Source organism: Salininema proteolyticum (assembly GCF_042685645.1).
In the GTDB taxonomy this organism is placed as follows: Bacteria; Actinomycetota; Actinomycetes; order Mycobacteriales; family Micromonosporaceae; genus Salininema; species Salininema proteolyticum.
Window position 1 is genome coordinate 5,043,244 of sequence record NZ_JBHUNX010000001.1, and the last position, 25,050, is coordinate 5,068,293.

Consider the following 25,050-nt stretch of genomic DNA (forward strand, 5'->3'; position numbering starts at 1 on the left):
CTGCGAATCGTCCTCGCAACGGCGGACGGCCGGGAACCCGTGCCCTGGGTTCCCGGCCGTCACCTCACCGGAAGGAAGTCTGTCGGCGCCGCGCGGTCAGTCCACCGCGGTCAACGGCGCCTCCTGGGGCTTCGCTCCGCCGCGCCGCAGCATCGGGTAGGCGACCACGAAGAACCCGGCCAGCGCCACCGCGGTCACGAAGATCAGTCCCGGCCGGTAGGGGTCGAAGCCCTCGCCCGAGCCGCCGCTGATCAGCCCGGTCACGACCGCGAGGACGAGCGCCCCGCCGACCTGGCCGGAGGTGTTGACCAGTCCGGAGGCCAGGCCCTGGTCGTCGTCGCTCGCCTCGCCGGTGGCCTGCGAGACGATGCTCGAGAAGCCCAGGGCGAAGCCGACGCCGAACAGCAGGACGCTGGGCAGGAAGTCGGCCACGTAGTCCGGCTCGGGCGAGCCGCCGCGCCACAGGAAGACGCCGTAGCCGATCACCATGGCGGTCATGGAGCCGAGGATGAGCGGCGAGGTGCCGTAGCGGTCGATGAGGCGCCCGGTGAACGGGGAGAGGACCGCGACGATGACGCCGGCCGGCGCCAGGGACATGGCCATCGTCATCGCTCCCCAACCGAGGCCGTTCTGAAGGTAGAGCGAGATCATCGTCTGGAAGCTCAGGTAGGAGCCGAACAGGGCCATGAGCGCGACATTGGCGCGGATCATGGTGGGGTTCTTGAGGATCGACAGTCGTATCAGCGGGTGCTCCACGCGCTTCTCAATGGCGAAGAACGCTCCGATGAGGACTACGGCCGCGATAGCGGTCAGGATGACGTCGGTGCCGAAACCGTGTTCGAGGGAGACGATGGCGTAGACGGCGCTGAGCATGCCGCCGGTCAGGCTGGCGGCGCCGAGCAGGTCGAAACCGCCGGACTGGCGCTCGGTGTCCTTGGGGACGAAGAGGACCGCCGAGACGATGACGACCGCGACGACCGGAACGGTGGCCAGGAACGTCCAGCGCCATCCGATCTCGGTGAGCAGGCCGGAGAGGATGAGCCCGGAGGCGTATCCCGAGGCGCCGAAGACGGCGAAGATGGAGAGGGCGCGGTTGCGGTCGGGCCCGGCGCGGAAGCTCGTGGTCACGATCGACATCGCCGCCGGGGCGGTGAACGCCGCGGCCAGTCCCTTGACGATGCGGCTGGCGATGAGGAGGACGCCGCTGTCGACCAGGCCGCCCACGAGGCTTGCGGCGCCGAACACGACGAGCGCTATGAGGAAGACCTTCTTGCGGCCCAAGAGGTCGGCGGTGCGTCCGCCGAGGAGGAGCAGGCCGCCGTAGCCGAGGACGTAGCCGGAGACGATCCACTGGAGGGAGGCGTTGTCCAGGCCGAGTTCGGCTCCGATGGAGGGCAGGGCGACTCCGACCATGGAGACGTCGAGGGCGTCGAGGCAGAGGGCGAAGGAGGCAGTGATGAGGACGGCCCACATGGCGGGGGTCCACCGGGGGCGAGCGGGTGTCTCGGACGCTCGGGGGCGAGCGTGCTCGGGCGTGTGGCTCTGGTTGGTGTCTGTCGCTGTCACCCGGAGAACGTTACATGCGCGCGCATTTGATGTCAACGCATTAAATGCACTGGCATTAAAGTTCCGGGCATGTTAAACTCCAGGTCATGACCGGTTTTGATGCCGACGAGGCCAAAGTACAATGGTGTGACCTTGTCAACACCTACCACCGCGTCTCGTGCGCCCTGGAGAGCGAGCTGGGGGAGAAGCACGGACTGGGGCTGAGCGACTACTCGGTCCTCGACATGCTGGGCGGCGCCTGCGGTGTCGCCGGCGAGAAGATCCCCATGAAGCGCATCCAGGAGAAGCTCTACCTCAGCCAGAGCGCTTTCTCCCGCGCCGTGACCCGGCTGGAGAAGCAGGGGGCGGTGTCCCGGGCGGCCTGCTCGACGGACCGCCGCTCGGTGTTCCTGACCATCACCCCGGACGGGAGCAGGAGGCTGGAGGAGGCCGCCCCCACCTTCAAGGCCGTGCTGGAGAGCACCCTGCCCGAAGGCCGGCCGGCCTGATCGGATCGGTGCGCCGTGTGGGACTCGAACCCACAACCTACGGATTAAAAGTCCGCAGCTCTGCCAATTGAGCTAACGGCGCAAGAGTGAGTCTAAACGACCGCTCCCCGGCGGCGCAACGGGGATTGCCCCGCGCGCCAAGCGGTCCCCCGGAGGCGGGAGGGACGGGCCGACGGGCGGGGGCGGCGGAAGTGAACAGCGGGTAGACTCGTAGCCGTGCTTATACTGCTGCCGCCTTCTGAAGGAAAATGCGAAACGGGCGACGGGAATCCGATCCAGTTGGAGCGCCTGTCGATGCCCGAGCTCAATCCTGTCCGGGAGACGCTGATGAACCAGCTTACGGCGCTCTCGGCCGACACCGCGAAGGCCCGTGAGAAGCTGAAGTTCACCGCCCGCAGCGAGCACTACGTGGACTTCAACCGGAACCTGTGGGACGCCCCGACCCTGACGGCCTGGGAGCTGTACACGGGAGTGCTCTACGAGAACCTGCAGCTGGGCGACCTTCCCGACCGCGACCAGGTCCGCATCGCCTCGCCGCTGTGGGGGTTCCTCTCGCCCTCCGACCGCGTCCCGGTCTACCGCATGCCCGCCACGACGAAGTTCGACGAACTGGGCGTGACCGTCTCCCAGTACTGGAAGGCGCCGCTCAAGTCGGCGATGGAGGACTACGCCGACGACCTGGTCATCGACATGCGCTCCTCGGCCTACACGGGAATGTGGAACCCCGGCAACGCCGGCGTGAGCGTCCGGGTGTTCAAGGAGAACCCCGAAGGCGGGCGCTCGGTCGTCACCCATATGGCTAAAGCCACGCGCGGGCGCGTCGCCCGCCACATCATCTCCCGGGGCGCCCAGCCGGCCTCCCCGTCGGACGTGCTCGACTTCCTCATCGCCGAGGGCTTCAAGGCCGAGCTCAACGAGCCGGCCGGGAAGACCAAGCCCTGGCTGCTTGACGTCATCGTCGAGGAGCCGTAGCCCCCGGCCCGAACGCGAGAAGGAGGGCCGCACCCCGCGCGGGGTGCGGCCCTCCTCGTTCGTCTACCGGTCCGCCGCTCCGCGGCGGACGCGACCGCCACTCAGTGGTGGTCCAGTCCGGCTTCCTTGGCGCGCTCGAAGGAGCGGCGGATCTCTTCCTCCGCCTCGGCGCGGCCGGTCCAGGTCGCACCCTCGACGCTCTTGCCGGGTTCAAGGTCCTTGTACACGGTGAAGAAGTGCTCGATCTCGAGTCGGTCGAACTCGGGAACGTCAGCGATGTCCTGGTACTTGTCGTGCCGGGGGTCGTCGGCGGGGACGCACAGGACCTTGTCGTCGATGCCCTTCTCGTCCTTCATCCGGAACATGCCGATCGCGCGGGAGCGGACCAGGCAGCCGGGGATGGTCGGGGCCTGCACCAGGATCAGGGCGTCCAGGGGGTCGCCGTCCTGGCCGAGGGTGTCGTCGATGTAGCCGTAGTCGGCCGGGTATACCGTGGCGGTGAACAGGGTTCGGTCCAGACGGATGCGACCGGTCTCGTGGTCGATCTCGTACTTGTTCTGACTGCCCTTCGGGATTTCAACAGTCATGTCGAACTCCATTGGCCGACTCCCCTCAACGTAGGTGTTCATCTCTAGATGCTCTAGTCTCTTTCTATGGCCGACAACCACGCACCTGACCCCAGCGAGGCGAGTGATTCGCCACAGGACCGCGGGCGACGCTCCCCGGCAATGGAGGGCTCCTCGAAGGATCCGTCAATTCTGCAGGCCAGGGACTCATCCCCCAGGTATGTCCAGATTCTGACCTGGATGCTGTCCATAGTCGCCATTGGAGCGACCGTAGCCAGTTTCTCACTCATGGTATCGGCGATGGCCACACCCGACGACACCGAAGTGGGTATTGTCACCTGGCCCGAGTCGAAACTGCCCCCCGAGGCGTCCCCGGTGCTCAACGCGCTGGGCAACGGCGCTCCGCTGCCCCAGGACCTCGCCGGGACGGTCGAGGCCGCGCTGGGCTCGGAGACGGGCATATCCGCCAAGTTCATCGACCTCGAGACCGGGGAGAGCCTCTATGAGAACGAGGCGGAGGCCTTCCTCGCCCCGGCCTCGTCCCTGAAGGTCCTGACCGCCTCCACCGCCCTCGCCGAGCTCGGACCGGACTACCGGATCGAGACCAGCGTCGTCTCCGGCGGCAGCGACGACAGCGTGGTGCTCGTCGGCGCCGGCGACATCACCCTCTCCCGGGACGGAGACGGCTTCTACCCGGGCTCCGGCAGCCTCCAGGACCTCGCCGACCAGGTGCTCAAGGCCCGCGACGGCAAGGCCCCCAAGACCGTCGTGGTCGACGACTCGATCTACAAGGGCGCCACCCAGGCCGCCGGCGCCGACCCGGTCGACTACAAGTCCTACTCGGCCAACATGGGCTCCATCATGGTCGACGGAGGCCGCAAGGAGGCGGGCGTCTACGCCCCCCGCCACGACGACCCCGTGATGAACGCCGCGGACGAGTTCGCCGCGCTCGTCGGCGCCTCCGACGTCAGCAAGGGCCGCGCCTCCACCGAGGCCGAGACCCTCGGCACCGTGGAGTCGGCCACCGTCTACGAGATGACCGAGCTCTTGGTCCGGATCTCCGACAACACCCTCGCCGACGCCATGGCCATGCAGGTCGGCCTGCACCAGAAGGGCGAGATGACGTGGGACTCGGCCATCGTGGCGCTCAACGAGCACATGAAGGACCTCGGCATCGACCCCGAGGGCACCGTCATCCGCGACGGATCCGGCCTCAGCGCGGAGGACAGCTTCTCCGCCGCCAAGTTCACCCAGCTGCTGCACCTGGCCTCGCAGGACCCGAGGCAGCGCATGGTCCTGCAGACGCTCCCCGTGGCCGGGCTCGACGGCACGGTCGAGGACCGCTTCGACGGCCTGCCCGAGGCCTACGGGGTGGCCCGCGCCAAGACCGGCACCCTGGACATCGCCAACTCGCTGACCGGAACCGTGGTCACCGAGGACGGCCGCCTGCTGGGATTCTCGATGATCGAGAACCACTTCGAGAGCAGGGACACGAGCCGCGAGACGATGGACAAGGTCGTCGCCGCCGTCGCGGAGTGCGGCTGCTGACCCGCTTACGGACCGGACACCGGGCCGCCGCGCGCCGCAGAGGCGCGCGGCGGCCCCTCATTTCGCACGGCCCCCTCCGGAGCGCTTCCGACATGAGCGGAATGTGCGGTTTGCCGCTAGGCTGGACGAGTGACCGGCCAGCAGAACCCACACCAGCCGCTCCGCCAGCGTTCCGAAAAGGGGCCGGTGGAGGGAGACACCGCGACCCTCGAACCCGCCCTCCCCCCGATCGACTGGGACAGCGCGCTCGACTGCGCCCGCCTGTTCGGCGGCGGAGGCCCCTCCATCACCCTCGCCCAGGCCCGCAAGGCCGTCGCCGACGTGGACGAACGCGCCCACCGCGCCGTCGCCATGGTCGGCGAGTACTCCGGACTGGAGTACTCCTCGGTCCCGCCGATCCGCATCGTCGACCGCGGAGCCTGGAGCCGCACCAACGTCCAGGGCCTCAAGGTCCTGCTCGACAGGGTCGGCGTCGAGACCGACGAGACGACCGGCGTCACCGCCCGCGTCACCGGCTACCAGGCCGGGGCCCTCCTCGCCTTCCTCTCCAGCCGGGTTCTCGGCCAGTACGTCCCCTTCGCCTCCGCCGAAGGGCCCGACGAAGGCGGCGCCCTCCTCTTCGTCGCCCCCAACATCGTCGCCATGGAACAGCGCCTGAACCTGACGCCCGGCGACTTCCGCACCTGGATCGCGCTGCACGAGGCCACGCACCTGCTGCAGTTCCGCGCGGTGCCGTGGATGGGCGAGCACTTCCTCGGCCTCGTCCGGGACATCGTGGGCGGCACCGACACCGGCAGCTTCGTCAGGGAGGCCTACCAGCGCCTGAACGACTCCGAAGAGGGCGACGAACTCGGCCTCCTCGGAGCCCTCACCGGGTCGGACCGCCGCGAGCCCCTGGAACGCGTACAGGCGCTCATGTCGCTGCTGGAGGGCCACGCCGAGTCGCTCATGGACACCATCGGCGCCGCCGAGGTCCCGTCGGTGGAGACCCTGCGCCGCCGCTTCGACCGCCACCGCGCCAAACCCGGCGCCGTGACGCGGACCGTGCGCCGGCTCCTCGGCATGGAGGCGAAGTACTCGCAGTACGTGGCCGGGAAGAAATTCGTCGACACGATCGTCCGCGCCGAGGGCCTGCGCGGGTTCAACCGGATCTGGGAGAGCCCCGAGATGCTGCCGACCCTGGCGGAGATCAGGGACCCGGACAGCTGGAGGGAGCGGACCCGTGCCTAAGATCCCGTCATCGGTGGCGCGACTGCGCCACGCGGTGCGCCGGGGTCTGGAGGACCTGCCGCGCGGCTCGGTCGTCGCCGTCGCCTGTTCGGGAGGGCCCGACTCGCTGGCACTGGCCGACGCGCTCGCCTTCGTCGGACCGCGCCGGGGCTGGACCACCGCCCTGGCGACCGTCGACCACGGCCTGCAGGAGGGCTCCGACGCCCGCGCGGCCGACGTGGTCGACTGGGCCAAGGAGACCGGATTCGACCACGCGAGGACCCTGCGGGTGGAGCCCGGAAGGTTCGCCGGCGGGCCCGAGGCCTCCGCGCGCGACGCCCGCTACGAGGCCCTCAACCGGCAGGCGGCCGAGTGGGGGACCGCCGCGGTCCTCCTCGGACACACCCGCGACGACCAGGCGGAGACCGTGCTGTTGGGACTGGCCCGGGGCTCCGGGCCGAGGGGCCTGGCGGGAATGCGGGCGCGACGCGGAGTCTACCGCCGCCCGATACTCGACCTGCCGCGCGAGACCACCCACGACTACTGCCTCCAGCGGGGCCTGGACCCGTGGATCGACCCGCACAACAGCGACTCCCGGTTCAAGCGCTCGGCGTTGCGCGAGGCCATGGACACCCTGACCGCCGTCCTCGGCCACGGCCTGGTCGCCAACCTCGCCCGCACGGCGGGGCAGGTGGCCGCCGACGTGGACTTCACCGACGCGCTCGCCGCCGAGCGCTACGCGGAGATGGGCTCGCCGTCCGAGCTGCCGGCGGCGGACCTGGAGGGACTTCCCGAGGCCCTGCGGACTCGGCTGGAGCGGCTGTGGCTGCTCGACCAGGGGTTGTCCGCCGCCGGCCTCACCCACCGCCACCTGGCCGCCGTGGACGCGCTGGTGGTCGACTGGAGCGGGCAGGGCCCGGCGGCGCTGCCCGGCGGGCTCGTCGTGGCACGCAAAAAGGGCCTGCTGACCTGCAGCAGGCCCTGAAGGCCGGAGCCTTGCGGTCAGTCCTGGTAGACCTCGGGCTTGAGGACGCCGATGAACGGCAATTCGCGGTAGCGCTCGGCGAAGTCGAGGCCGTAGCCCACCACGAACTCGTTGGGGATGTCGAATCCCAGGTAGTCGACGGGGATGTCGGTGTGCTGCATGCCCGGCTTGCGGAGCATGGAGACGACCGTGACCGACTTGGGCGCGTGGCCCTCGAGGTACTTGAGGAGCCACGACAGGGTGAGACCCGAGTCAATGATGTCCTCCACGATCACAACATTCTTATCTTTGATGTCGGAGTCGATGTCCTTGAGGATGCGGACCGTGCCCGACGAGGTGGTCGCGTCGCCGTAGGACGACAGCGCCATGAACTCCATCTTGACCGGCACGGTCAGGGACCGGGCGAAGTCCGCCATGAACATGACCGCGCCCTTGAACACGCCGACGAGGATGACATCCTCCTCGGAGCCCGCCAGGTCGGCGGACACGCGTTCGGCCAGCTCAGTGACCTTGTCCTGGATGGCCTCGGCGGAGACTACGACGCGCTCGATGTCCTCGCCGTACCATTCGCCGTTCATGAATTCCGATGTATGACCGCCCTCCGCTGCGTCTACAAGACTCTCGGCGGGGGCTTTCAGCTCCGACGTCATGCACTCAAGAGTGCCATTGGAGGTGGCCTCGCGTCCTGCAGGGTCGGCCGATAGAGTGGACACATCACTAGGGCCTCGGTGACGGGTGGCGGTGATTATACTTACAATTTGTGGTCATTGGGACGGCCGTCACCGCCCTGACAGGCCGCCCGACGTGCCGACAGTGTACTTTCGAGTGGTTGACTTTAGGTGTCAACCGCATGACTGATCACCCGCCCGCCCTTCGGCGGATCACGCGGAAAACCCAGGAGGAATGAGTGACCGACGCCGGGAAGCCCACACCTGACAAGAAGCGGCTTTTCCGGAGGCCGTGGGTCTGGATCTTGCTGATCGCCCTCATCGCCGTAGTCGTGGGCACTTTCTTCAGCAACGGATCCGAGTACGAGGAGAAGTCGACCTCCGAGGTCCTGACGCAGGTCTTCCAGAGTCCCAAGGACATCGAGAAGGCCACGGTCCTCGACAAGGAGCAGATCGTCCGCCTCGACCTCAACAACGGGGACAAGATCGAGGCCTACGTGCCCGCCGAGAACCTCGGCGCCGTCGGCGAGGCCCTGCAGGAGGCCAGCGCCGACTGGGACACCGAGGTCAACGAGACCAGCGCGTTCGTCTCGCTGCTGTTCAGCTTCCTCCCGATCGTGCTCATCGTGCTGCTCCTGCTGTTCTTCATGTCGCAGATGCAGGGCGGCGGCTCCAAGGTCCTGAGCTTCGGCAAGTCCAAGGCCAAGATGCTGACCAAGGACACCCCGAAGACCACCTTCACGGACGTCGCCGGCTCCGACGAGGCCGTCGAAGAGCTCGAGGAGATCAAGGACTTCCTCCAGGACCCGAAGAAGTACCAGGAACTGGGCGCCAAGATCCCCAAGGGCGTGCTCCTGTTCGGACCGCCCGGAACCGGTAAGACCCTCCTGGCGCGCGCCGTGGCCGGCGAGGCCGGGGTGCCCTTCTACACCATCTCCGGCTCCGACTTCGTCGAGATGTTCGTCGGCGTCGGCGCCAGCCGCGTCCGCGACCTGTTCAGCCAGGCCAAGGAGAACGCCCCCGCGATCGTCTTCATCGACGAGATCGACGCCGTCGGCCGCCACCGCGGCGCCGGCATGGGCGGCGGCCACGACGAGCGCGAGCAGACGCTCAACCAGCTGCTGGTGGAGATGGACGGCTTCGACTCCCGCGGCGGCGTCATCCTCATCGCCGCGACCAACCGTCCCGACATCCTCGACCCGGCCCTGCTGCGCCCGGGCCGCTTCGACCGCCAGATCCCGGTCGACGCCCCGGACAAGGACGGCCGCCAGTCGATCCTCTCCGTCCACGCCAAGGGCAAGCCGTTCGTCCCGGACGTCTCCTTCGAGACCATCGCCCGGCGCACGCCCGGCTTCTCCGGCGCCGACCTGGAGAACGTCATCAACGAGGCGGCGCTGCTGACCGCCCGCCACAACGAGAAGGCCATCTCCAACGAGGCTCTCGAAGAGGCCATCGACCGCGTCATCGCCGGACCCGAGCGCAAGGGCCGCGTCATGGGCGACGAGGAGAAGAAGATGACCGCCTACCACGAGGGCGGACACGCGCTCGTGGCCCTGGCGCTGCCGCACTCGGCACCGGTCCACAAGCTGACGATCCTCCCGCGCGGGCGCTCGCTCGGCCACACGCTGGTGCTGCCGACCGAGGACAAGTACAGCCAGGCGCGCTCGGAGATGATCGACACGCTCGCCTACGCCCTGGGAGGCAGGGCCGCCGAGGAGCTGGTCTACCACGACCCGACCACGGGCGCGGGCAACGACATCGAGAAGGCCACCAGTCTGGCCCGGCGCATGGTCAGCGAGTTCGGCATGAGCGAGAAGCTGGGCGCCGTCAAGTACGGCACCGCCTCCTCCGAGCCGTTCCTGGGCAAGGACTACGGCCACCAGCGCGACTACTCCGACGAGGTCGCCGCGCTCATCGACGCCGAGGTCCGCAAGCTCATCGAGACCGCCCACGACGAGGCCTACGAGATCCTCGTGGAGTACCGCGACGTCCTCGACGCCATGGTCATGGAGCTGCTCGAGAAGGAGACGCTGACGGAGGAGGACCTCAAGCGGATCGCCGCGTCGGTCGAGAAGCGCCCGCCGATGTCGCCGTTCAACGGCACCGCCAAGCGCCGCCTCTCGGACAAGCCCCCGATCGAGTTCGACCGGTCCAGGCTGAACGGCTCGGGCACCAAGGACGAGTCGATCGAGGACGCCAAGATGGACTAGGCCCGCGAGGCCCGGAAAGGGGCGGTTCCCGCGAGGGGGCCGCCCCTTTCCGCTTCCCGGCGCCGAATGGCCCGCGCCGTCCGTTTTCGTAGACGGCGGTCACATCTGAGCTCATCTCACGTCTTTATTGTCTAGGCTGGTTCTATGTCTGAGGAACTCGACAACCTGGCGGCCCGACTCGTCGACGGCCGTATCAACGGCACCCCGGTGGAAGACAAGGTGGACCTCCCTCGCCTCGAGGCCGCCGTCAGGGAGATCCTCATCGGCATCGGCGAAGACCCCGAGAGGGAGGGGCTCAAGGAGACCCCGCGGCGCGTCGCCCGCGCCTACGCCGAACTGTTCGCCGGCCTGCGCGTCGACCCCAAGCAGGCGGTCAAGACGGCCTTCACCGAGGACTACAACGAACTGGTGCTCGTCCGCGACATAGAGGTGCAGTCCTTCTGCGAGCACCACCTGCTGCCCTTCATCGGGGCCGCCCACATCGGCTACATCCCCAACGAGTCCGGCCAGGTCGTGGGCCTCTCCAAACTGGCCCGCCTGGTCGAGATCTACTCCCGGCGCCCGCAGGTGCAGGAGCGCCTGACCGGCCAGATCGCCGACCAGCTCTACGAGATGCTCGACGCCCGCGGCGTCATCGTCGTCGTGGAGTGCGAGCACACCTGCATGTCCATGCGCGGGATCCGCAAGCCCGGCGCCAAGACCGTCACCTCGGCCGTGCGGGGGCTGCTCCAGTCCGACGCCCGCAGCCGCTCCGAGGCCATGGCCCTGCTCAAGGTCTGAGCCGTTCCCGCGCCCGCCGCGAGCGGGGTCCCCGCCGGCGGACGATGACGTTGACGACGAGCCGTGCCCCCGCCCGGCCGCGGGCGGGGCCTCCGACCGGGGGACGCCGGCGAGGCGTCTCGCGCTACAGAGAGCGGAACAGGGCGACCAGCAGGAACACCATCGAGGCGACCAGCGCCGTCCCGGCGAACCAGCGCGTGACGAGCATCGTCCGCTCCTCGTCGCGGTCGATCGCCGCCATGTCCTGGGACGGCAGGCGCCGGGGAGGACGCACCTCGTACACCTCCGGCACCCTCCAGCCCGGGGGAGGGGTCTGCGTCCGCGGCGGACCGCCGTAGGCCGCGCTCTCGTCGCTCTCGCTCATAGGGGTCATTCTATCGGTCCGCGGCGAATCCTCGGCACGGAGAAGGGGCCCGGGCACCCGGTCCCAGACCGGGCCTCCCGGGCCCCTTCCCTATATCGCTCGTGTTCCGAGAAGCCTCTCGGACGTCGCTCGGACTCGGCTACTCGCCGTCGCCGCGGCGACGGCGCCGGCGGCGCCTGGGCGCGCTCTCCGAGCGCGACGGCTCGTCGTGGCTCGCCTCGCGCTGGCGCGGACGGTGGGCCTCCTGGGCCTCACCCCGGCCTCCGCCGCGCCTGCGGCGGCGACGGCGGGGAGCGTCCTCGTCGGCGGCCCGGCCCCGCTGGGGGGCCTCGTCACTTGCCGAGCGTTCGCGACGCTCTCCGCCGCGTTCGTCGGACCGGCCGCGGCGGCGGTTGCGGGAACGCCCGCCCTCGCCGCGTCCACGGCTCGCCCGGCCGCTCTCGCGTCCGCCGCGCCCGCCGCCTCCGCGGCGGTCGCCCCGCTTGCCGGGACGGCGCTCGAGCTCGTCGTCGTCCACGCCCATGCGCTCGCCCTTGCGGTCCTCGGCGGCGAGCGTCGGTCCGACGCCCTCCGGGATGTCGAGGTCGGTGAAGAGGTGGTCGGAGGTGTGGTAGGTCTCCAGCGGCTGCTCGGGCAGGTCGAGAGCCTTCGCGAGGAACTTCCAGCGTGCGACCTCTTCCCAGGTCACGAACGTGACCGCGATGCCGGTGGCGCCCGCGCGGCCGGTGCGGCCGATGCGGTGGATGTGCGCGTCGGCCTCTTCGGGCGCGTCGAAGTTGAACACGTGGGTGACGTCCTGGACGTCGATGCCGCGCGCGGCGACGTCGGTGGCGACCAGCACGTCGATCTTGCGGTCGCGGAAGGCCTTCAGAGCCTTCTCGCGGGCGCCCTGGCCGAGGTCGCCGTGGACGGCGCCCACCGAGAACCCGCGGAAGTCCAGCTCCTGCGTCAGCTTGTGGGCCGAGCGCTTGGTGCGGCAGAAGACGATGGTCAGTCCGCGTCCGTTGGCCTGCAGCGCCCTCGTCAGCACCTCGACCTTGTTGAGCGAGTGGGTCATGTAGACCAGCTGGCGGGTGTTGGGCTTCTCGTCCTCCTGGTCGGCGGACTTCTGCGGCTCGGCGCTGACCGTGATGGGTCGGTTCATGTAGCGCCGCGACAGCGACATGATGCTGTCGGGCATGGTGGCGCTGAAGAGCATGGTCTGGCGCTTCTCGGGCAGGAGGGCGAGGATGCGCTCGACGTCCTCGGCGAAGCCCATGTCGAGCATCCGGTCGGCCTCGTCGAGGACGACGTGGCGGATGGCGTCGAGGCGCAGCTTCTTGGACTTGTAGAGGTCCAGGAGGCGGCCGGGCGTGCCGACCACGATCTCGACGCCCTCGTCGAGCGCGTCGATCTGCGGCTTGTAGGCGCGCCCGCCGTAGAGGGCGAGAACCCTCACCGCGCGGGTCTTGGCCGCGTCTTCGAGGTCGCGGGCGACCTGGACGCCGAGCTCGCGCGTGGGGACGAGGATGAGCGCCTGCGGGCGCCCGTCGGTGCCCTCGGCGGGACCCTCCACCTTGTCGATGATCGGGAGGCCGAAGCCGTAGGTCTTTCCGGTGCCCGTCGGGGCGCGGCCGATGATGTCGCTGCCGCGCAGGGCGATCGGGATGGCGTATTCCTGGATGGCGAAGGCCCGCTCGATTCCCATCGAGGCGAGGGCCTCGGCCGTCTCGGGTCGGACGCCGAGGTCGGTGAAGTACGGTCCCAGGTCCTTGTCGGGGGCCGGCTCCACCTCGGGGGCGGTCTCCGCCCCGCCGTCGGACTCGACGGCTTCCTCCGCGTGGTCGGTGCCGGGGGCGTCCTGGGCGGATTCGTCGGTCTCCGCGGGGGATTCGGTTCCCTCGAACTCTTCGGCGCTTTCGGTCGAAATGTCGTTTTTGCCGTTCACTTAGCTTTCCACCTCGTGGCGGAGCTCGCTAACGATGAATCTCGCAATCCGGATGAACTCGACGCCACTTTTTTCTTTCTGTCATGACCGGGCCCGGGCCTTTGCCCTCGGCCCCGGTTGGGTCTTTGGAGTATCGGTGCGGCAGTCCCGCGACCGTGGGGCGGTCTCCGCCATCGGCGGTCCGCCGGCCCGACCCGCCGGATTTCGGGTTCGGGCGTGATTGAGCGCGATGCCTGTGAAGCGATCGCCCACTGAGCTGAATGATAGCGCGTCCGTTTCGGCGCGTCTTTCACAATCTCAACATGCTCAATACTACTTGACCCAACGTACCAGCTAGGCGACGTATTCCGCCAATCGCGACGGGCATACTGTGAAATACCCTCCTGAAGCGCGGCGTCGCGCGGCGAGACCGCGCTCCCCGGGCCGGCGCCGTATCCGGGACCGTGCCCGCCGGAGAAGTCCCGCTCGCGGCCCTGTTGATAATCTGAGTCGGTGGACAATGAGCTTGAACCGCCCCGCCCCGCCTCGCCGGAGTCGACCCAGAGCCTGCTGCAGCTGTTCCTGATGTACCAGCTGCGCACCTTCGACCGCTACAGCGCGAACGTGGGCTTCGCCCCCGACTTCGACCGGCACTTCCGCCTGGCCCAGTCGGCCGGCTCCGCCGTCGACGGCCTCGCGGCCATCGCCGCCCAGATCGAGAAGAACGGCAGCGTGCCGCACTACTCCAAGCAGTTCGAACCCTCCGTGGACACCTACCACGGGGCGACGGTCGCCCGGGACTGGCTCGAGGTCGTGGTCAAACTCTACGTGGGCGGCTCGATCGCCCGCGACTTCTTCCACGACGCCGGGGAGGCGCTCCCCGAGGAAGTCCGCGACACCCTGCGCGACGCGCTCGCGAAGAGCGACGTGGAGGAGTTCGCCGCCGAGGAGGTCCGCACCGCCATCGCCGGCGACGAGACCGCCTCGGGACGCCTGTCGCTGTGGGGCCGCCGCATCGCCGGCGAGGCCCTCAACCTCATGCAGCAGGTCGTGTCGCTCGACGCCGCGCTGGGCGAGCTGGCCGTCCCCGACGGCGACGTGGCGGGACTTGTCAAGTCCCTGAACCGCCGCCACCAGGAGCGGATGAAGGCCGTCGGCCTCAACAACTGACCGGGCGGGCCGCGACGGGCCGCCGAGGACCGAGGTTCTCCGGTCCGGTCCCGTCCGCCCCCACCTCTGGACGAATCTGACGAATACTCGCAACCTTTCGGCCTCCCGATCGTTGTACCGGACATGCGCCTCTCCGATCGAATCCTCAACCTGGCAGTCCCCGCCCGGTGCGCGGGATGCCGCCTCCAGCGCGACACCGTCCAGGGGCTCTGCCTCGCGTGCCGCGAGTCCCTGGTGCCCTCCGCGCACGCCTTCCGCCGCCGCGGGCTGCCCGCCGTCACCGCCGTCGGCCGCTACACCGACGTCCTCGCCGAAGTCCTCAACGAGTACAAGGAGCGCGGGCGCCGCGAACTGGCGCGGCCCCTCTCCGGCCTGCTGCGGCCCACCCTCACCGCCTGGCAGCTGACGCTGCCGTCCCGGCCGATCCTGGTCCCCGTCCCGGCCACGCCCTCGGCGCGGCGCGCTCGCGGGTTCGACCACGTCAGCGAGCTGGGCCGCCACCTGGACGCCGTCCTCCTGCGCCTGCTCGGCGCCCGCGACAGGCCGGACTCGGTGGGCCTGGGCGAGTCCGACCGCGAACGCTTCGCCCGAAAGAGCCTCTACCCGGCCGTCAACCCCGCCACCGCCTTCGCGGCCATCGATCCCGAGACCCCCGCCCCGGACGCGGACACCGTCGCCGAGGGGCCCTCTCCCGGAGCGTCGTCGGTGCCCGCCGACAGGCCCGTCCTCCTCCTCGACGACATCGTCACGACCGGGGCGACCCTCCGCGCGGCCACCGCCGTCCTCCGCTCCGTCGGGGTCCGCGTCGCGGGCGCGCTCGTCCTGGCCCGCGCCCGCTGACCGGAATTCCGGCGGCTGTCGCGGAAAGCCGGACGGAATCACTCACTCGGGGGAGAATGGGGCCTCGAACACGCTTTCCAAAAATCACCGGGAAGTCTGTGAAAAACCGCAAATTCAGCGTGAACAACTAGGAAAATTCGTATCAACGGAGGGCTTCACTTTCCGTCACCGGCGCGATAGTCTGAAGCCACAATTCCATAGGACCGCCCCGTCAGGTGAAAGGAGGCCGCCCGCAGCCCCCGGCCGGGCACCGTCCCCGGTGCCGGAACTTGTCCCGACAGAACCGACGCCCCGCAAGGGCTCACACCTGGGAGGTATGAGGTGGAAATCGTCGTCAAAGGTCGCAACGTTGAGGTTCCCGACCACTTCCGCGAAATGGTCGAAGACAAGATCGACAACACCATCTCCAAGTACGATCACAAGGCCATGCACATCGATGTGGAGCTCTATCACGAGCGCAACCCCCGGCAGAGCAACAACGCCCAGCGCGTCGAGATCACCTGCCGGACGAAGGGGCCGGTCATCAGGGCCGAGGCCTGCGCCGCCGAGTTCCGCTCCGCGTTCGAGAAGGCCTGCAGCAAACTGGGATCCCGCCTCCGCCGCGCCGCCGACCGCAAGCGCGTCCACGCCGGGGGCCGCAGCCGCCCTGAGTCCGTGGCCGAGGCCGCCGCGGCACTGGTCAACGGTGGTGGCGGAACGCTCGCCGGATCCGCCGCGGTGCTGGAGGCGCCGGCCCCGCCCAAGGCGAAGCCGGAGGACGTCCACTTCATCTCCGAGGAGGTCGACCACTTCGAGGGCCTGGTCGAGGACTACACGCCCGGTCAGATCGTCCGCGAGAAGTTCCACAGCGGAGAGCCCATGACCGTCGACGACGCGCTTCAGAACATGGAGCTCGTGGGACACGACTTCTACCTTTTCCATGACAAGGACAGCGGCAAGCCCTGCGTGGTCTACCGCCGCCGCGCCTACGACTACGGCCTGTTGCGGCTGGACATCTAGCCCGGCGCGAAATATGCTGTAAGTGTCAGTTTTCGGACTGGCACAACTATCGATAGTTGCGGTCGGATCGCTTTGAGGGGTGGCGGTCCGGCCGTGCCCGGGGCATTGTGAGGGATGAGTCCCGGGCGGCCGGGGATCAGTTCGCTGATTCCCGGTTCCTTATGCGTCCCATTCCGTCCGGCAATTCCCCGCATTTCCGCAAAGTGCCCGCGGCAGTGGCGCGCCGGGCATTCCCCGGATAGGCGGGAAACCGGATGAAACGGATTCCCTTCGTGTTCGCCGACCCGGTCCGCGCACTTCCCGTTCCCGCCGCCGGATCCGGGAACGCTCCCTTTCGGCGTCCTCCGCCCAGAGCGCCAGCGGATCACGTTCGACCGCGACGGCGGCCTCCGCTCAGCGTCCTTGCGGATCCCGCTCGACTGCAGCGGCGGCCGCGCGGTGGTCAGCGGGCGTCGCTGCCGACCCGCGCTCCCAAGGCCCCTAACCGCCTCTTCAGGTAGCCGAAGTGCTGGGCGATCCTCTCGCCGCCGTTCCGGTACCGCTCGTGGCGGACGCCCTCGATCGTGAAGCCGTTCTTCTCGGCGACCCGCACCGAGGGCTTGTTCCCCTCGACGGCGCACCAGCGCAGCACCTCCAGGTCCAGCTCCCGGAACGCCAGGTCGGCCATCCGTCCCACCGCTTCGGTCATGGCTCCGCGCCCGCGCGCCCACGGAGCGGTCAGGTAGCCGATCTCCGCCTCAGCGGCGTCGCGCAGCTTCAACGAGACCGTTCCCGAGTACCGGCCCTCCCACTCGAGCGCGAAGTGGACGTGGGTGCCGCGCTCCCACGAGCGGCGGACCGTCTTGAGATAGGCCTCGGCGGAGGCCCGGGTGTAGTTCGCCGGGACCGTCGTGTTCCTCTGCACGGCCTCGTCCCGGCAGGCCGCGGCGATGTCGGCGAGGTCGCCCGACCGCAGCGGCCGGAGCCGCAGCCCGGGCAGGTCCGTCTCGACCGGCGCCTGCTCGTGCGAGAAGTAGACCGCCTGCGCCTTCAGCCTCCGGTACTCCGGCGGCGGATCGTCGGCCTCCCTGACCTCCCCCGGGAGGATCCCGCCGATCCAGACGTCCCGCATGGTCCCGCGCTGGTACACCGCACTGCGCGAGAGGCCCTCGATGGTGAACCCGGTCCGGACCGCCGTCAGCCGGGAGTAGTGGTTGCCGCAGATGGCGTCCCAGCTGATCCGGGCGGCGTCCAGCTTCCGGAAGGCGAAGTGCGAGGCCGCGCGGACGGCTCGCTGGGCGACGCCCCGGCCGCGGGCCCAGGGGGCGGTAAGGTAGGTGATGGTGTACATTCGCGGGCCCGAGCCGCGCAGGCCGACCGACCCCACGAGGCGCCCTGTATCGTCCGTCACAGCCCACTGCGGATTCCCGACGGACCAGTGCCGCCGCATGAGGTCCAGGTGGCGTTCGCGCGCCTCCCGGGGCCAGGGGAGCGGCATGACGAAGAAGCGCTCGATCTCTCTGTCCTCGTAGATCTCCGCCAACGCGGGGATGTGTGAGGGCCGCCACCGTCCGAGCCGGAGCCCCTCGGCCTCAAGGGTCACAGGTTCCATGGCTCCCCATTGTCCCGGGCGGACGGGGGGAGGACAAGCCGGTTCGGCGGCGTAGACTTGAACGCAATATACCGCCAAAGTATTGATGGAGCTGACTGTCTGTGTCTTTCTTCGAGAGGATCCTGCGCGCCGGCGAGGGCCGCCAGCTGAAGCGGCTGAAGGCCGTCACCGTCGCCGTGAACTCGTTGGAGAGTGAGTTCGAGAAGCTCAGCGACGCTGAGCTCAGGGGACTCACCGATGAGTACCGGGAGCGGATCAAGGACGGGGAGTCCCTGGACGACCTTTTGCCCGAGGCCTTCGCGACCGTCCGAGAGGCCGCCTGGCGCGTGCGCGGCATGAAGCACTTCGACGTCCAGATCATGGGCGGCGCGGCCCTGCACCAGGGGAACATCGCGGAGATGAAGACCGGTGAGGGCAAGACCCTGGTCTCGACGCTGCCGGTGTACCTCAATGCTTTGAGCGGCAAGGGCGTGCACCAGGTCACCGTCAACGACTACCTGGTGCGCCGCGACGCGGAGTGGATGGGCGAGATCCACGAGTTCCTCGGCCTGAGCGTGGGCGTGATCGCCTCGGGCGACAGCTCGGCCCACCGCAAGGAGGCCTACGCCGCCGACGTCACCTACGGGACCAACAACGAGCTGGCGTTCGACTACCTCCGCGACAACATGACCAACTCCATCGACAAGATGGTGCAGCGCGGCCACAACTTCGTGATCGTCGACGAGGTCGACTCGATCCTCATCGACGAGGCCCGCACCCCCATCATCATCTCCGGCCCCGCCGACCACCAGAAACGCTGGTACTCCGAGTTCTCCAAGATCGCCTCGATCCTCGAGCCGGAGCGCGACTACGAGGTCGACGAGGGCAAGCGCACGATCGCCATCACCGAGGAGGGCGTCTCCCGCGTCGAGGACCGCCTCGGCGTCGAGAACCTCTACGACTCGGTCAACACCCCGCTGGTCGGCTACCTGAACAACGCCCTCAAGGCCAAGGAGCTGTTCCAGAACAACCGCGAGTACATCGTCGCCCCCGACGGCGCGGTCAACATCGTCGACGAGTTCACCGGCCGCGTCCTCGAGGGCCGCCGCTTCAACGACGGCGTCCACCAGGCCATCGAGGCCAAAGAGGGCGTCGAGATCAAGCAGGAGAACCAGACCTTCGCGACCACGACCCTGCAGAACTACTTCCGCATGTACGACAAGGTCGCCGGCCTGACCGGTACGGCCCACACCGAGGCGGCGGAGTTCAACCACGTCTACAAGATGGGCGTCGTCACGATCCCCACCAACAAGCAGATGGTCCGCGTCGACCAGCGCGACGTCATCTACAAGACCGAGGAGGCCAAGTACTCCGCGGTGGTGGACGACCTCGTCGAGCGCTACGAGACCGGACAGCCGGTCCTCGTCGGCACCGTCTCCGTCCAGAAGTCCGAGGCGCTCGCCGCGGCGCTGAAGAAGCGCGGCGTCAAGCACAACGTCCTCAACGCGAAGAACCACGCCCGGGAGGCGGACATCATCGCGCAGGCCGGCCGCAAGGGCGCCGTCACGGTCGCCACCAACATGGCCGGCCGAGGCACCGACATCCACCTGGGCGGCAACGCCGAGTACCTGGCGGCCGCCGAGCTGCGCCAGCGCGGCCTCGACGAGGCCGACGAAGAGCAGTACGCCGCCGCCTGGGACGAGACCATCAAGAAGTTCGAGGAGCAGTGCTCCGCGGAGGCCGAAGAGGTCAAGGACCTCGGCGGCCTCTACGTCCTCGGCACCGAGCGCCACGAGTCGCGCCGTATCGACGACCAGCTGCGAGGCCGCGCCGGCCGCCAGGGAGACCCGGGCGAGAGCCGCTTCTACCTCTCCCTCTCCGACGACCTCATGAAGCGGTTCAACGCCGACGTCGTCAAGGCCATGATGAACCGCCTGCGCGTGCCGGACGACGTGCCGATCGAGTCGAAGATGGTCACCAAGCAGATCCAGTCGGCGCAGTCGCAGATCGAGTCGCACAACGGCGAGGTCCGCAAGAACGTCCTCAAGTACGACGAGGTGCTCAACAAGCAGCGCGAGGTCGTCTACTCCGAGCGCCTGCGCGTGCTCAAGGGCGAGGACGTCACCGAACAGCTCAAGTCCATGCTCGACGAGACGCTGGAGGCCTACATCTCCGGCGCGACCGCCGAGAGCTACGCCGAGGACTGGGACCTCGACGAGCTGTGGCGCGCGCTCAAGCAGCTCTACCCGATCGGGATCGCCCACAAGGAGATCGCCGAGAAGGCTGGGGGCATCGAAGAGCTCGAGCCCGACATGCTCCTCGAGGCCGTCCGCGAGGACGCTCAGGCGGTCTACAAGTCCCGCCGCGAGGAGTTCGGCGACGAGGTCTTCGACGACCTCGAGCGCCGCATCCTCCTGCAGACGATCGACCGCAAGTGGCGCGAGCACCTCTACGAGGTCGACTACCTCAAGCAGGGCATCAGCCTCCGCGCCTACGCGCAGCGCGACCCGGTCATCGAGTACCAGCGCGAGGCCTACGAGATGTTCCAGACGATGATGGACGGCATCAAGGAGGACGCGGTCCGCTTCCTCATGAACGCCGAGATCAAGGTCAAGAGCGAGGACGAGAAGGCCAGCGCGGAGATCCGCGGCATGGACGTGCCGAAGGCGCCCGAGCAGCTGCGGCTCTCGGCCCCGACCATCGACGGGGCCGCCGGATCCGGCGCGGCCACGGTCGAGTCGGCGAACTCCGACGGCTCGGTCTTCCAGCGTCCGCCCAAGCCCGTTCCGGGCTCGGAGAAGCGCAACGTCAAGCGGACCCCGGGAGCGGGGAAGAAGGGCGCGGCGAAGGTGAAGACCAAGTCCGCCCCGACGGCCCCGCCCGCCGAGCAGGCCAACCCGAACCAGCGCCACGCCGACAACGCGCCGGGCCGCAACGACCCGTGCCACTGCGGCTCCGGCAAGAAGTACAAGAAGTGCCACGGCTCTCCTGGAGGGCAGTGACCGCGGAATCGCGCTGAGGCACGCAATCTCGCACCGATCTCCGGACCCGATGGGCCGGAAGCCCTATCGGGCCCGGAGGTCGGCACGATCTCACGCACCTCAGCACGATTCCGCTCCCTAGCGTAGGAGTATGGAAACGTCGAATATATAGGGAATCTTTGAGGGCCCGGTCGTGATGACCGGGCCCTTTTCCGTTCGGTGTCAGCGCCTGGTGAGGAAGCTCCACGGTGACGCTATAGAGCGTCTCGGCGTCAGTGCCTGGTGCGGAGGCTCCACGGTGGCGCCCAGGTCGGCGCTATAGAGTGTCTCGGCGTCAGTGCCTGGTGCGCAGGCTTCTCAGCCTGTTGAGGGCGGCGGCGACCTCGAACTTCCTCGGCACGGCGAAGTCGGAGTTCTTGATCCGCTCCAGGGCCTGGGCCGAGAGGCGCTTCTCCAGGCGCTCCATGGCCTCGGCCAGGGTCGCGTCCCCGTCCAGGATCCTCTCCTTCAGGGCCAGTTCCATGGCCAGCGCGATCCCGTTGGTCATCGACGGGTCCGTGATCTGCTCGACCGACCTGAGGTCGATGTCGTTCTCCCCGAACCGGATGCCGTCGGTGCCCTGGGCCTTGACCTTCTTCTTGCCCCGCACCTCGGCGGAGACGGAACCGGGGTCGACGACCCGGGGACGCGGCATCGAGAACGCGTCGGCCTCGGCGCGGCGCCCGGTGGGCTTCTCCGCCAGGGACTTGGCGCGCTCGGTGACGTCGTGGGCGTGGTAGGCGTCCATCATGACCACGCGGTCGGCGACGTCCATGTAGTCGCCCGAGCCGCCCATGACGAGGATGGTGGAGACGCCGTGGTCGTCGGCGAGGGACCGGATCAGGTCGACCAGGGGGGTGAGGGGCTCGCGGTCCTTGGAGACCAGTTCCTGCATCCGGGCGTCGCGGATCATCAGGTTGGTCGCCGAGGTGTCCTCGTCGATCAGCAGAAGCCGGGAGCCGATCTCGAGGGCCTCTACGGTCGCAGCGGCCTGGGAGGTGGAGCCCGAGGCGTTCTCGGTGGAGAAGGTGCGGGTGTCGTCGCCGGAGGGAAGGTGGTCCACGAAGGCGTGGACGTCCACGTCGGTGACCGCGCGGCCGTCCTCGGAGCGGACTTTCACCGCGTCGGGTGAGGCGACGACGAACTCCCTGCCGTCTCCGGGAATATGGTCGTAGACTCCGGCTTCCAGGGCCCTGAGCAGCGTGGACTTTCCGTGGAAGCCGCCTCCGACGATGAGCGTGACGCCGGGCCTCACACCCATGCCCCGAATTTCACCCGAATGGGGGAGATTCAGTGTCACGGCGAGGCTCTCGGGCGAAGAGAACGACACGCCGTCGGTCATCGGCCTGTCGTCGACCCCCGAACGCCGGGCGAGCATGGACCCGTCGGCCACGAACGACACCAGACCCGCTTGGGCCACTTCGGAACGGAGCGCGGCGACATCGTCGGCGGAGTGCAGCCAGCGGCGAGCCTCGTCGTCCGGGACGCCGAGAGAGGAGTCGCCGGCGTCGGGCAGGTCCTCGGTGAGCAGGCGGGCGGCCGCCTTCCCGGCGATGCGGCGGCCCCGGCCGGGCATCTGGACGCCGACGCGGAAGACCACGGAACCGTCCTCGCCGACTTCGCAGGAGGAGCGCGACACGATCTCCTGGCCTCCGGCGTCGATGCGGATATCCCTGGAGCGCAGGGCCTTGCGAAAGCGCTTGGCCAGCAGCACGGCCAGCGCGCGGCGGCGTTCGGGTGTGGAGTGCCAGTCCTCGTAGAGGTCCGCCTCGTCCGGGGTGAAGCGGAGCGACACTCGCGACGGCGGGGCGAAAGGGTCGGATTGTACACGCAAAATCTCGATCGTCGCGGCATTGAGCCGCCATTCACCTTGCAGCGATTTATATCTGGCGTAACCCGCACCCTCAAGGGACGTTAGTTCGTTAAATAGATTGTGACGCGGATTTTTGTTCTGTACCCGACCGGAGCGGTGGTGATCGTATCGCTGCTTCATGACTCCAGTCTCGCACTTCAGACGCCCAGCGGGGCGTCCGTGTGCGGGACGAGTCGGGGCGGGCACGTCGGCGTCGCGCGCGCTGCCGCACATGATCGGCACCGCCGTGCAGAGGAGACCGGGCCCCGTCGGAGGCCGGCCGCCGTTCCCCCGCAGGGGACGGCCGGACCGGACCGGGGAGCGGACTCCGCCGCAACGGAATGCCGGCCGGGGGCCGTCGGACCGCTGAAGCGGCCGACAGGCCGAGTGGCGCGAGAGGAGAAAATGGACAGGGAGGCAGACCCCATGAGGGGAACCCCGTCGCGGCTCGACCGCACGATCCCGGTCCGGGCCGGATCCCAGCCCGGACGGCGGCCCTCGCCGTGCGGACCGGGCACGGGGCCCTCCCGTGGAAAGGGAGGCAGACGCCGTTCCCCGTCACGGCGCCGTGCCGGGGGAACCGCCCGTCCGGGCGCCGGACCCGCCGTCGGCGGCGATTCCGGAAGACCGGCCCGCCGGGCCGTCGGGATCGCCTCCCACCCGGGGTCGGACCGGACGCCGGCCGCCCCTGCCATTGCTCCGAGGCTTTTGTCAGCTGGTCGGTTCGAATTCACTCGAAAAATTTCCCGGAAACCGCGTCATAGTTCGCTCCGTGGCGCATCGGGGTCATACCGGAGGGTGTCTGCCTTCCGGGTGACGGCTCAGCGGAGGGTCCAGGCCCTCCGGTGGACGGCGCAGCGGGGGACCACGGTCCTCCGGGCGACAGCACAGCGGGAGGCGGAAGCCTTCCGAACGGCAGCACGGCAGAGGGCCGAGGCCCTCTCCGCGGCAGCACAGCGGGGGACGACGAGTCTCCCGGCCTCCCGGGGTGGAAGACCCTCCCAGGACGAGTGAACGACCTCCGATAGCAACGCCGCCAGGCGCCAAGACACCAACCGCAGTGAAGGGTTTACAAAGTGAGAACTGTAGTGGTCTGCGTTAAGACTCCTCAAGCCGGACAGAAGATCGCCGCCTGCGCCGCCCGTATGGGGCTCGCTCAGTCGGTGCGCAGTGTCGAGAGCCCGACCGACCTCTTCAACGAACTGGCCCGCCGCACCGTCGACATGGTCCTCGTAGACGTGTCGCTGGCCAGCCCCGACCCCGTCCAATTCACCCGCGTGGTGCGGGGCCGCTCGCCCCGGACCAGCGTCATCCTCGCCGGAGCCGCCGACCCCCGCATGGCCGCCATGGTCGTGGCCGCCGGGGCGCGGGGACTGATCCGGACGCCCTCCAACGACTCCGACGACCTGCTGGTCGCGCTGACCCAGGCGATCATGTTCGCCAGCCCCCGCCCGCGCAAGAACGAGGCCTCCGCGCCCCGCCAGCGGACGGAGCTGAAGGGCATGCGCCTGACCGAGCGCGAGCTGCAGGTGCTGAGAGGTATGAGCGAAGGGAAGTCCAACGCCGAGATAGGCCGGGACCTCTTCGTCTCGGAGGACACGGTCAAGACGCACGCGAGGCGCATGTTCCGAAAACTGGGAGCGCGCGACAGGGCGCACGCCGTGGCGGAGGCGTTCCGCTCGGGCCTCGTGTGCTGACATGGGACCGCGATTGCCGACGGCTCCCGGCCGTGCGCCGGGAGCCGAATAGAGGATTCGGGCACGACTCAGGCGGGGAGCGGGTCTCCCCGGACCGGTCGTGCCGCCGGATCGGGGAGGACGTCCCCGCCGGCTCTACCGGACTACTCCACCGTCGAGGGCCCGTCGAGCCGGAGCCAGGCGTCGGTGTACCCCCGGGCGTACTCCCAGGAGACGTACCGGTCGGGGTCGGCGCCGCAGGCCGGCTCGTGGACCATGGGCGCGGTCCCGGAGAGCATGTGGCGGAGGTTCGCCATCATCAGCTCCCACGAGAAGTAGTGGGTGTCGTCGCAATCAGGACAGTCCATGACCACGCCGGTGAAGCCCAGAGGCTGGAGGACCTTGTGAAAGGTCTCCAGCTCGTGCAAATCCTCTAGGAATTCGGCTCGCTCGCACGGGTCGAGTTCTATGGTCGGTTGCGGTTCGTCGAAGTAGGCGTCTCCCTCGAAAGGGTCCAGAGGTTCTTCGTGCACGTCTCCAGACTAGTGGATGGCGAAGCTTCGTCGTCTAGTGTCCTACGCCATTGCGGTCGGTGAGTCGTGTCATTTCCCCTTTGGGGAGGAAAGCACGGCCCCTCTGAGGAGGAAGGCGCTGCCCCTCT

At 68.8% G+C, this 25,050-nt stretch carries 20 protein-coding genes and 1 tRNA gene; 12 read left to right on the plus strand and 9 right to left on the minus strand.

Annotated features, from left to right (window positions below; translation table 11 throughout):
• Nucleotides 1-96: 96 nt before the first annotated feature.
• Nucleotides 97-1,566, minus strand: coding sequence for an MFS transporter (locus tag ACFTE1_RS23535; protein ID WP_380625877.1), 1,470 nt, complete (start codon nucleotides 1,564-1,566; stop codon nucleotides 97-99).
• Nucleotides 1,567-1,652: 86 nt separating this feature from the next.
• Here ACFTE1_RS23535 and ACFTE1_RS23540 point away from each other — a divergent pair, with 86 nt between their 5' ends.
• The gene (locus tag ACFTE1_RS23540) at nucleotides 1,653-2,054 is read left to right on the plus strand and encodes a MarR family winged helix-turn-helix transcriptional regulator (RefSeq protein WP_380625875.1); all 402 of its coding nucleotides are present in this window, start codon (nucleotides 1,653-1,655) and stop codon (nucleotides 2,052-2,054) included.
• Between the two features lie 9 nt (nucleotides 2,055-2,063).
• Here ACFTE1_RS23540 and ACFTE1_RS23545 read toward each other — a convergent pair.
• A tRNA-Lys gene (locus ACFTE1_RS23545) sits at nucleotides 2,064-2,136 on the minus strand.
• Between the two features lie 134 nt (nucleotides 2,137-2,270).
• On the opposite strand from ACFTE1_RS23545, the gene ACFTE1_RS23550 reads away from it, so the two are divergent.
• Nucleotides 2,271-3,026 carry a YaaA family protein gene (locus ACFTE1_RS23550; RefSeq protein ID WP_380625873.1) on the plus strand — a complete coding sequence of 252 codons (756 nt, stop codon included), beginning with the start codon at nucleotides 2,271-2,273 and terminating at the stop codon, nucleotides 3,024-3,026.
• Between the two features lie 101 nt (nucleotides 3,027-3,127).
• Here the strand turns inward: ACFTE1_RS23550 and ACFTE1_RS23555 are convergent, their stop codons facing one another.
• Nucleotides 3,128-3,625 carry an inorganic diphosphatase gene (locus tag ACFTE1_RS23555; protein ID WP_380625910.1) on the minus strand — a complete coding sequence of 166 codons (498 nt, stop codon included), beginning with the start codon at nucleotides 3,623-3,625 and terminating at the stop codon, nucleotides 3,128-3,130.
• Nucleotides 3,626-3,892: 267 nt separating this feature from the next.
• On the opposite strand from ACFTE1_RS23555, the gene dacB reads away from it, so the two are divergent.
• The 3 genes from dacB to tilS all read left to right on the plus strand — a co-directional run bounded on the left by dacB (nucleotide 3,893) and on the right by tilS (nucleotide 7,334).
• Entirely contained in the window at nucleotides 3,893-5,140 is a 1,248-nt protein-coding gene (gene dacB / locus ACFTE1_RS23560; RefSeq protein WP_380625871.1) for a D-alanyl-D-alanine carboxypeptidase/D-alanyl-D-alanine endopeptidase, read from the plus strand.
• Between the two features lie 129 nt (nucleotides 5,141-5,269).
• On the plus strand, nucleotides 5,270-6,370 hold the full coding sequence (locus tag ACFTE1_RS23565) for a zinc-dependent metalloprotease (RefSeq protein WP_380625869.1): 1,101 nt from the start codon (nucleotides 5,270-5,272) through the stop codon (nucleotides 6,368-6,370).
• Nucleotides 6,363-7,334 carry a tRNA lysidine(34) synthetase TilS gene (gene tilS, locus ACFTE1_RS23570; RefSeq protein WP_380625867.1) on the plus strand — a complete coding sequence of 324 codons (972 nt, stop codon included), beginning with the start codon at nucleotides 6,363-6,365 and terminating at the stop codon, nucleotides 7,332-7,334. Before ACFTE1_RS23565 ends, tilS begins: the two co-directional genes overlap by 8 nt.
• A gap of 17 nt (nucleotides 7,335-7,351) precedes the next feature.
• Here tilS and hpt read toward each other — a convergent pair whose 3' ends face one another.
• Entirely contained in the window at nucleotides 7,352-7,912 is a 561-nt protein-coding gene (gene hpt, locus ACFTE1_RS23575) for a hypoxanthine phosphoribosyltransferase (protein WP_380625865.1), read from the minus strand.
• A 329-nt stretch (nucleotides 7,913-8,241) separates the two neighbouring features.
• Between hpt and ftsH the strand changes: the two genes are divergently transcribed.
• Together ftsH and folE are read left to right on the plus strand one after the other, a co-directional pair.
• Complete coding sequence (gene ftsH / locus ACFTE1_RS23580; protein ID WP_380625863.1) at nucleotides 8,242-10,212, plus strand: ATP-dependent zinc metalloprotease FtsH; 1,971 nt, start codon at nucleotides 8,242-8,244, stop codon at nucleotides 10,210-10,212.
• A 144-nt stretch (nucleotides 10,213-10,356) separates the two neighbouring features.
• A complete protein-coding gene (gene folE, locus ACFTE1_RS23585) occupies nucleotides 10,357-10,992 on the plus strand; it encodes a GTP cyclohydrolase I FolE (RefSeq protein ID WP_380625861.1) in 636 nt (211 codons plus the stop codon).
• Nucleotides 10,993-11,116: 124 nt separating this feature from the next.
• Here the strand turns inward: folE and ACFTE1_RS23590 are convergent, their stop codons facing one another.
• Nucleotides 11,117-11,356 (minus strand): hypothetical protein, encoded by a 240-nt coding sequence (locus ACFTE1_RS23590; protein WP_380625859.1) that lies wholly within the window; start codon nucleotides 11,354-11,356, stop codon nucleotides 11,117-11,119.
• A gap of 139 nt (nucleotides 11,357-11,495) precedes the next feature.
• Nucleotides 11,496-13,127, minus strand: coding sequence for a DEAD/DEAH box helicase (locus tag ACFTE1_RS23595; protein ID WP_380625908.1), 1,632 nt, complete (start codon nucleotides 13,125-13,127; stop codon nucleotides 11,496-11,498).
• 648 nt (nucleotides 13,128-13,775) lie between these two features.
• On the opposite strand from ACFTE1_RS23595, the gene ACFTE1_RS23600 reads away from it, so the two are divergent.
• From ACFTE1_RS23600 to hpf, 3 genes are all read left to right on the plus strand, one after another.
• Complete coding sequence (locus ACFTE1_RS23600; protein ID WP_380625857.1) at nucleotides 13,776-14,432, plus strand: ferritin-like fold-containing protein; 657 nt, start codon at nucleotides 13,776-13,778, stop codon at nucleotides 14,430-14,432.
• 123 nt (nucleotides 14,433-14,555) lie between these two features.
• Nucleotides 14,556-15,272 (plus strand): ComF family protein, encoded by a 717-nt coding sequence (locus ACFTE1_RS23605; protein WP_380625855.1) that lies wholly within the window; start codon nucleotides 14,556-14,558, stop codon nucleotides 15,270-15,272.
• A gap of 321 nt (nucleotides 15,273-15,593) precedes the next feature.
• Nucleotides 15,594-16,271, plus strand: coding sequence for a ribosome hibernation-promoting factor, HPF/YfiA family (gene hpf, locus ACFTE1_RS23610; RefSeq protein ID WP_380625853.1), 678 nt, complete (start codon nucleotides 15,594-15,596; stop codon nucleotides 16,269-16,271).
• A 442-nt stretch (nucleotides 16,272-16,713) separates the two neighbouring features.
• On the opposite strand, the gene ACFTE1_RS23615 is transcribed toward hpf, so the two are convergent.
• Nucleotides 16,714-17,862 (minus strand): GNAT family N-acetyltransferase, encoded by a 1,149-nt coding sequence (locus ACFTE1_RS23615; protein ID WP_380625851.1) that lies wholly within the window; start codon nucleotides 17,860-17,862, stop codon nucleotides 16,714-16,716.
• 101 nt (nucleotides 17,863-17,963) lie between these two features.
• On the opposite strand from ACFTE1_RS23615, the gene secA reads away from it, so the two are divergent.
• Nucleotides 17,964-20,843 (plus strand): preprotein translocase subunit SecA, encoded by a 2,880-nt coding sequence (secA, locus tag ACFTE1_RS23620; RefSeq protein WP_380625849.1) that lies wholly within the window; start codon nucleotides 17,964-17,966, stop codon nucleotides 20,841-20,843.
• Nucleotides 20,844-21,156: 313 nt separating this feature from the next.
• Here the strand turns inward: secA and ACFTE1_RS23625 are convergent, their stop codons facing one another.
• The gene (locus tag ACFTE1_RS23625) at nucleotides 21,157-22,947 is read right to left on the minus strand and encodes an ABC-ATPase domain-containing protein (RefSeq protein WP_380762899.1); all 1,791 of its coding nucleotides are present in this window, start codon (nucleotides 22,945-22,947) and stop codon (nucleotides 21,157-21,159) included.
• An 842-nt stretch (nucleotides 22,948-23,789) separates the two neighbouring features.
• On the opposite strand from ACFTE1_RS23625, the gene ACFTE1_RS23630 reads away from it, so the two are divergent.
• Nucleotides 23,790-24,410, plus strand: a complete 621-nt coding sequence (locus ACFTE1_RS23630) for a helix-turn-helix transcriptional regulator (protein ID WP_380625845.1) — start codon at nucleotides 23,790-23,792, stop codon at nucleotides 24,408-24,410.
• A gap of 143 nt (nucleotides 24,411-24,553) precedes the next feature.
• Here the strand turns inward: ACFTE1_RS23630 and ACFTE1_RS23635 are convergent, their stop codons facing one another.
• Nucleotides 24,554-24,922 carry a DUF5319 family protein gene (locus ACFTE1_RS23635; RefSeq protein WP_380625843.1) on the minus strand — a complete coding sequence of 123 codons (369 nt, stop codon included), beginning with the start codon at nucleotides 24,920-24,922 and terminating at the stop codon, nucleotides 24,554-24,556.
• Nucleotides 24,923-25,050 lie beyond the last annotated feature (128 nt).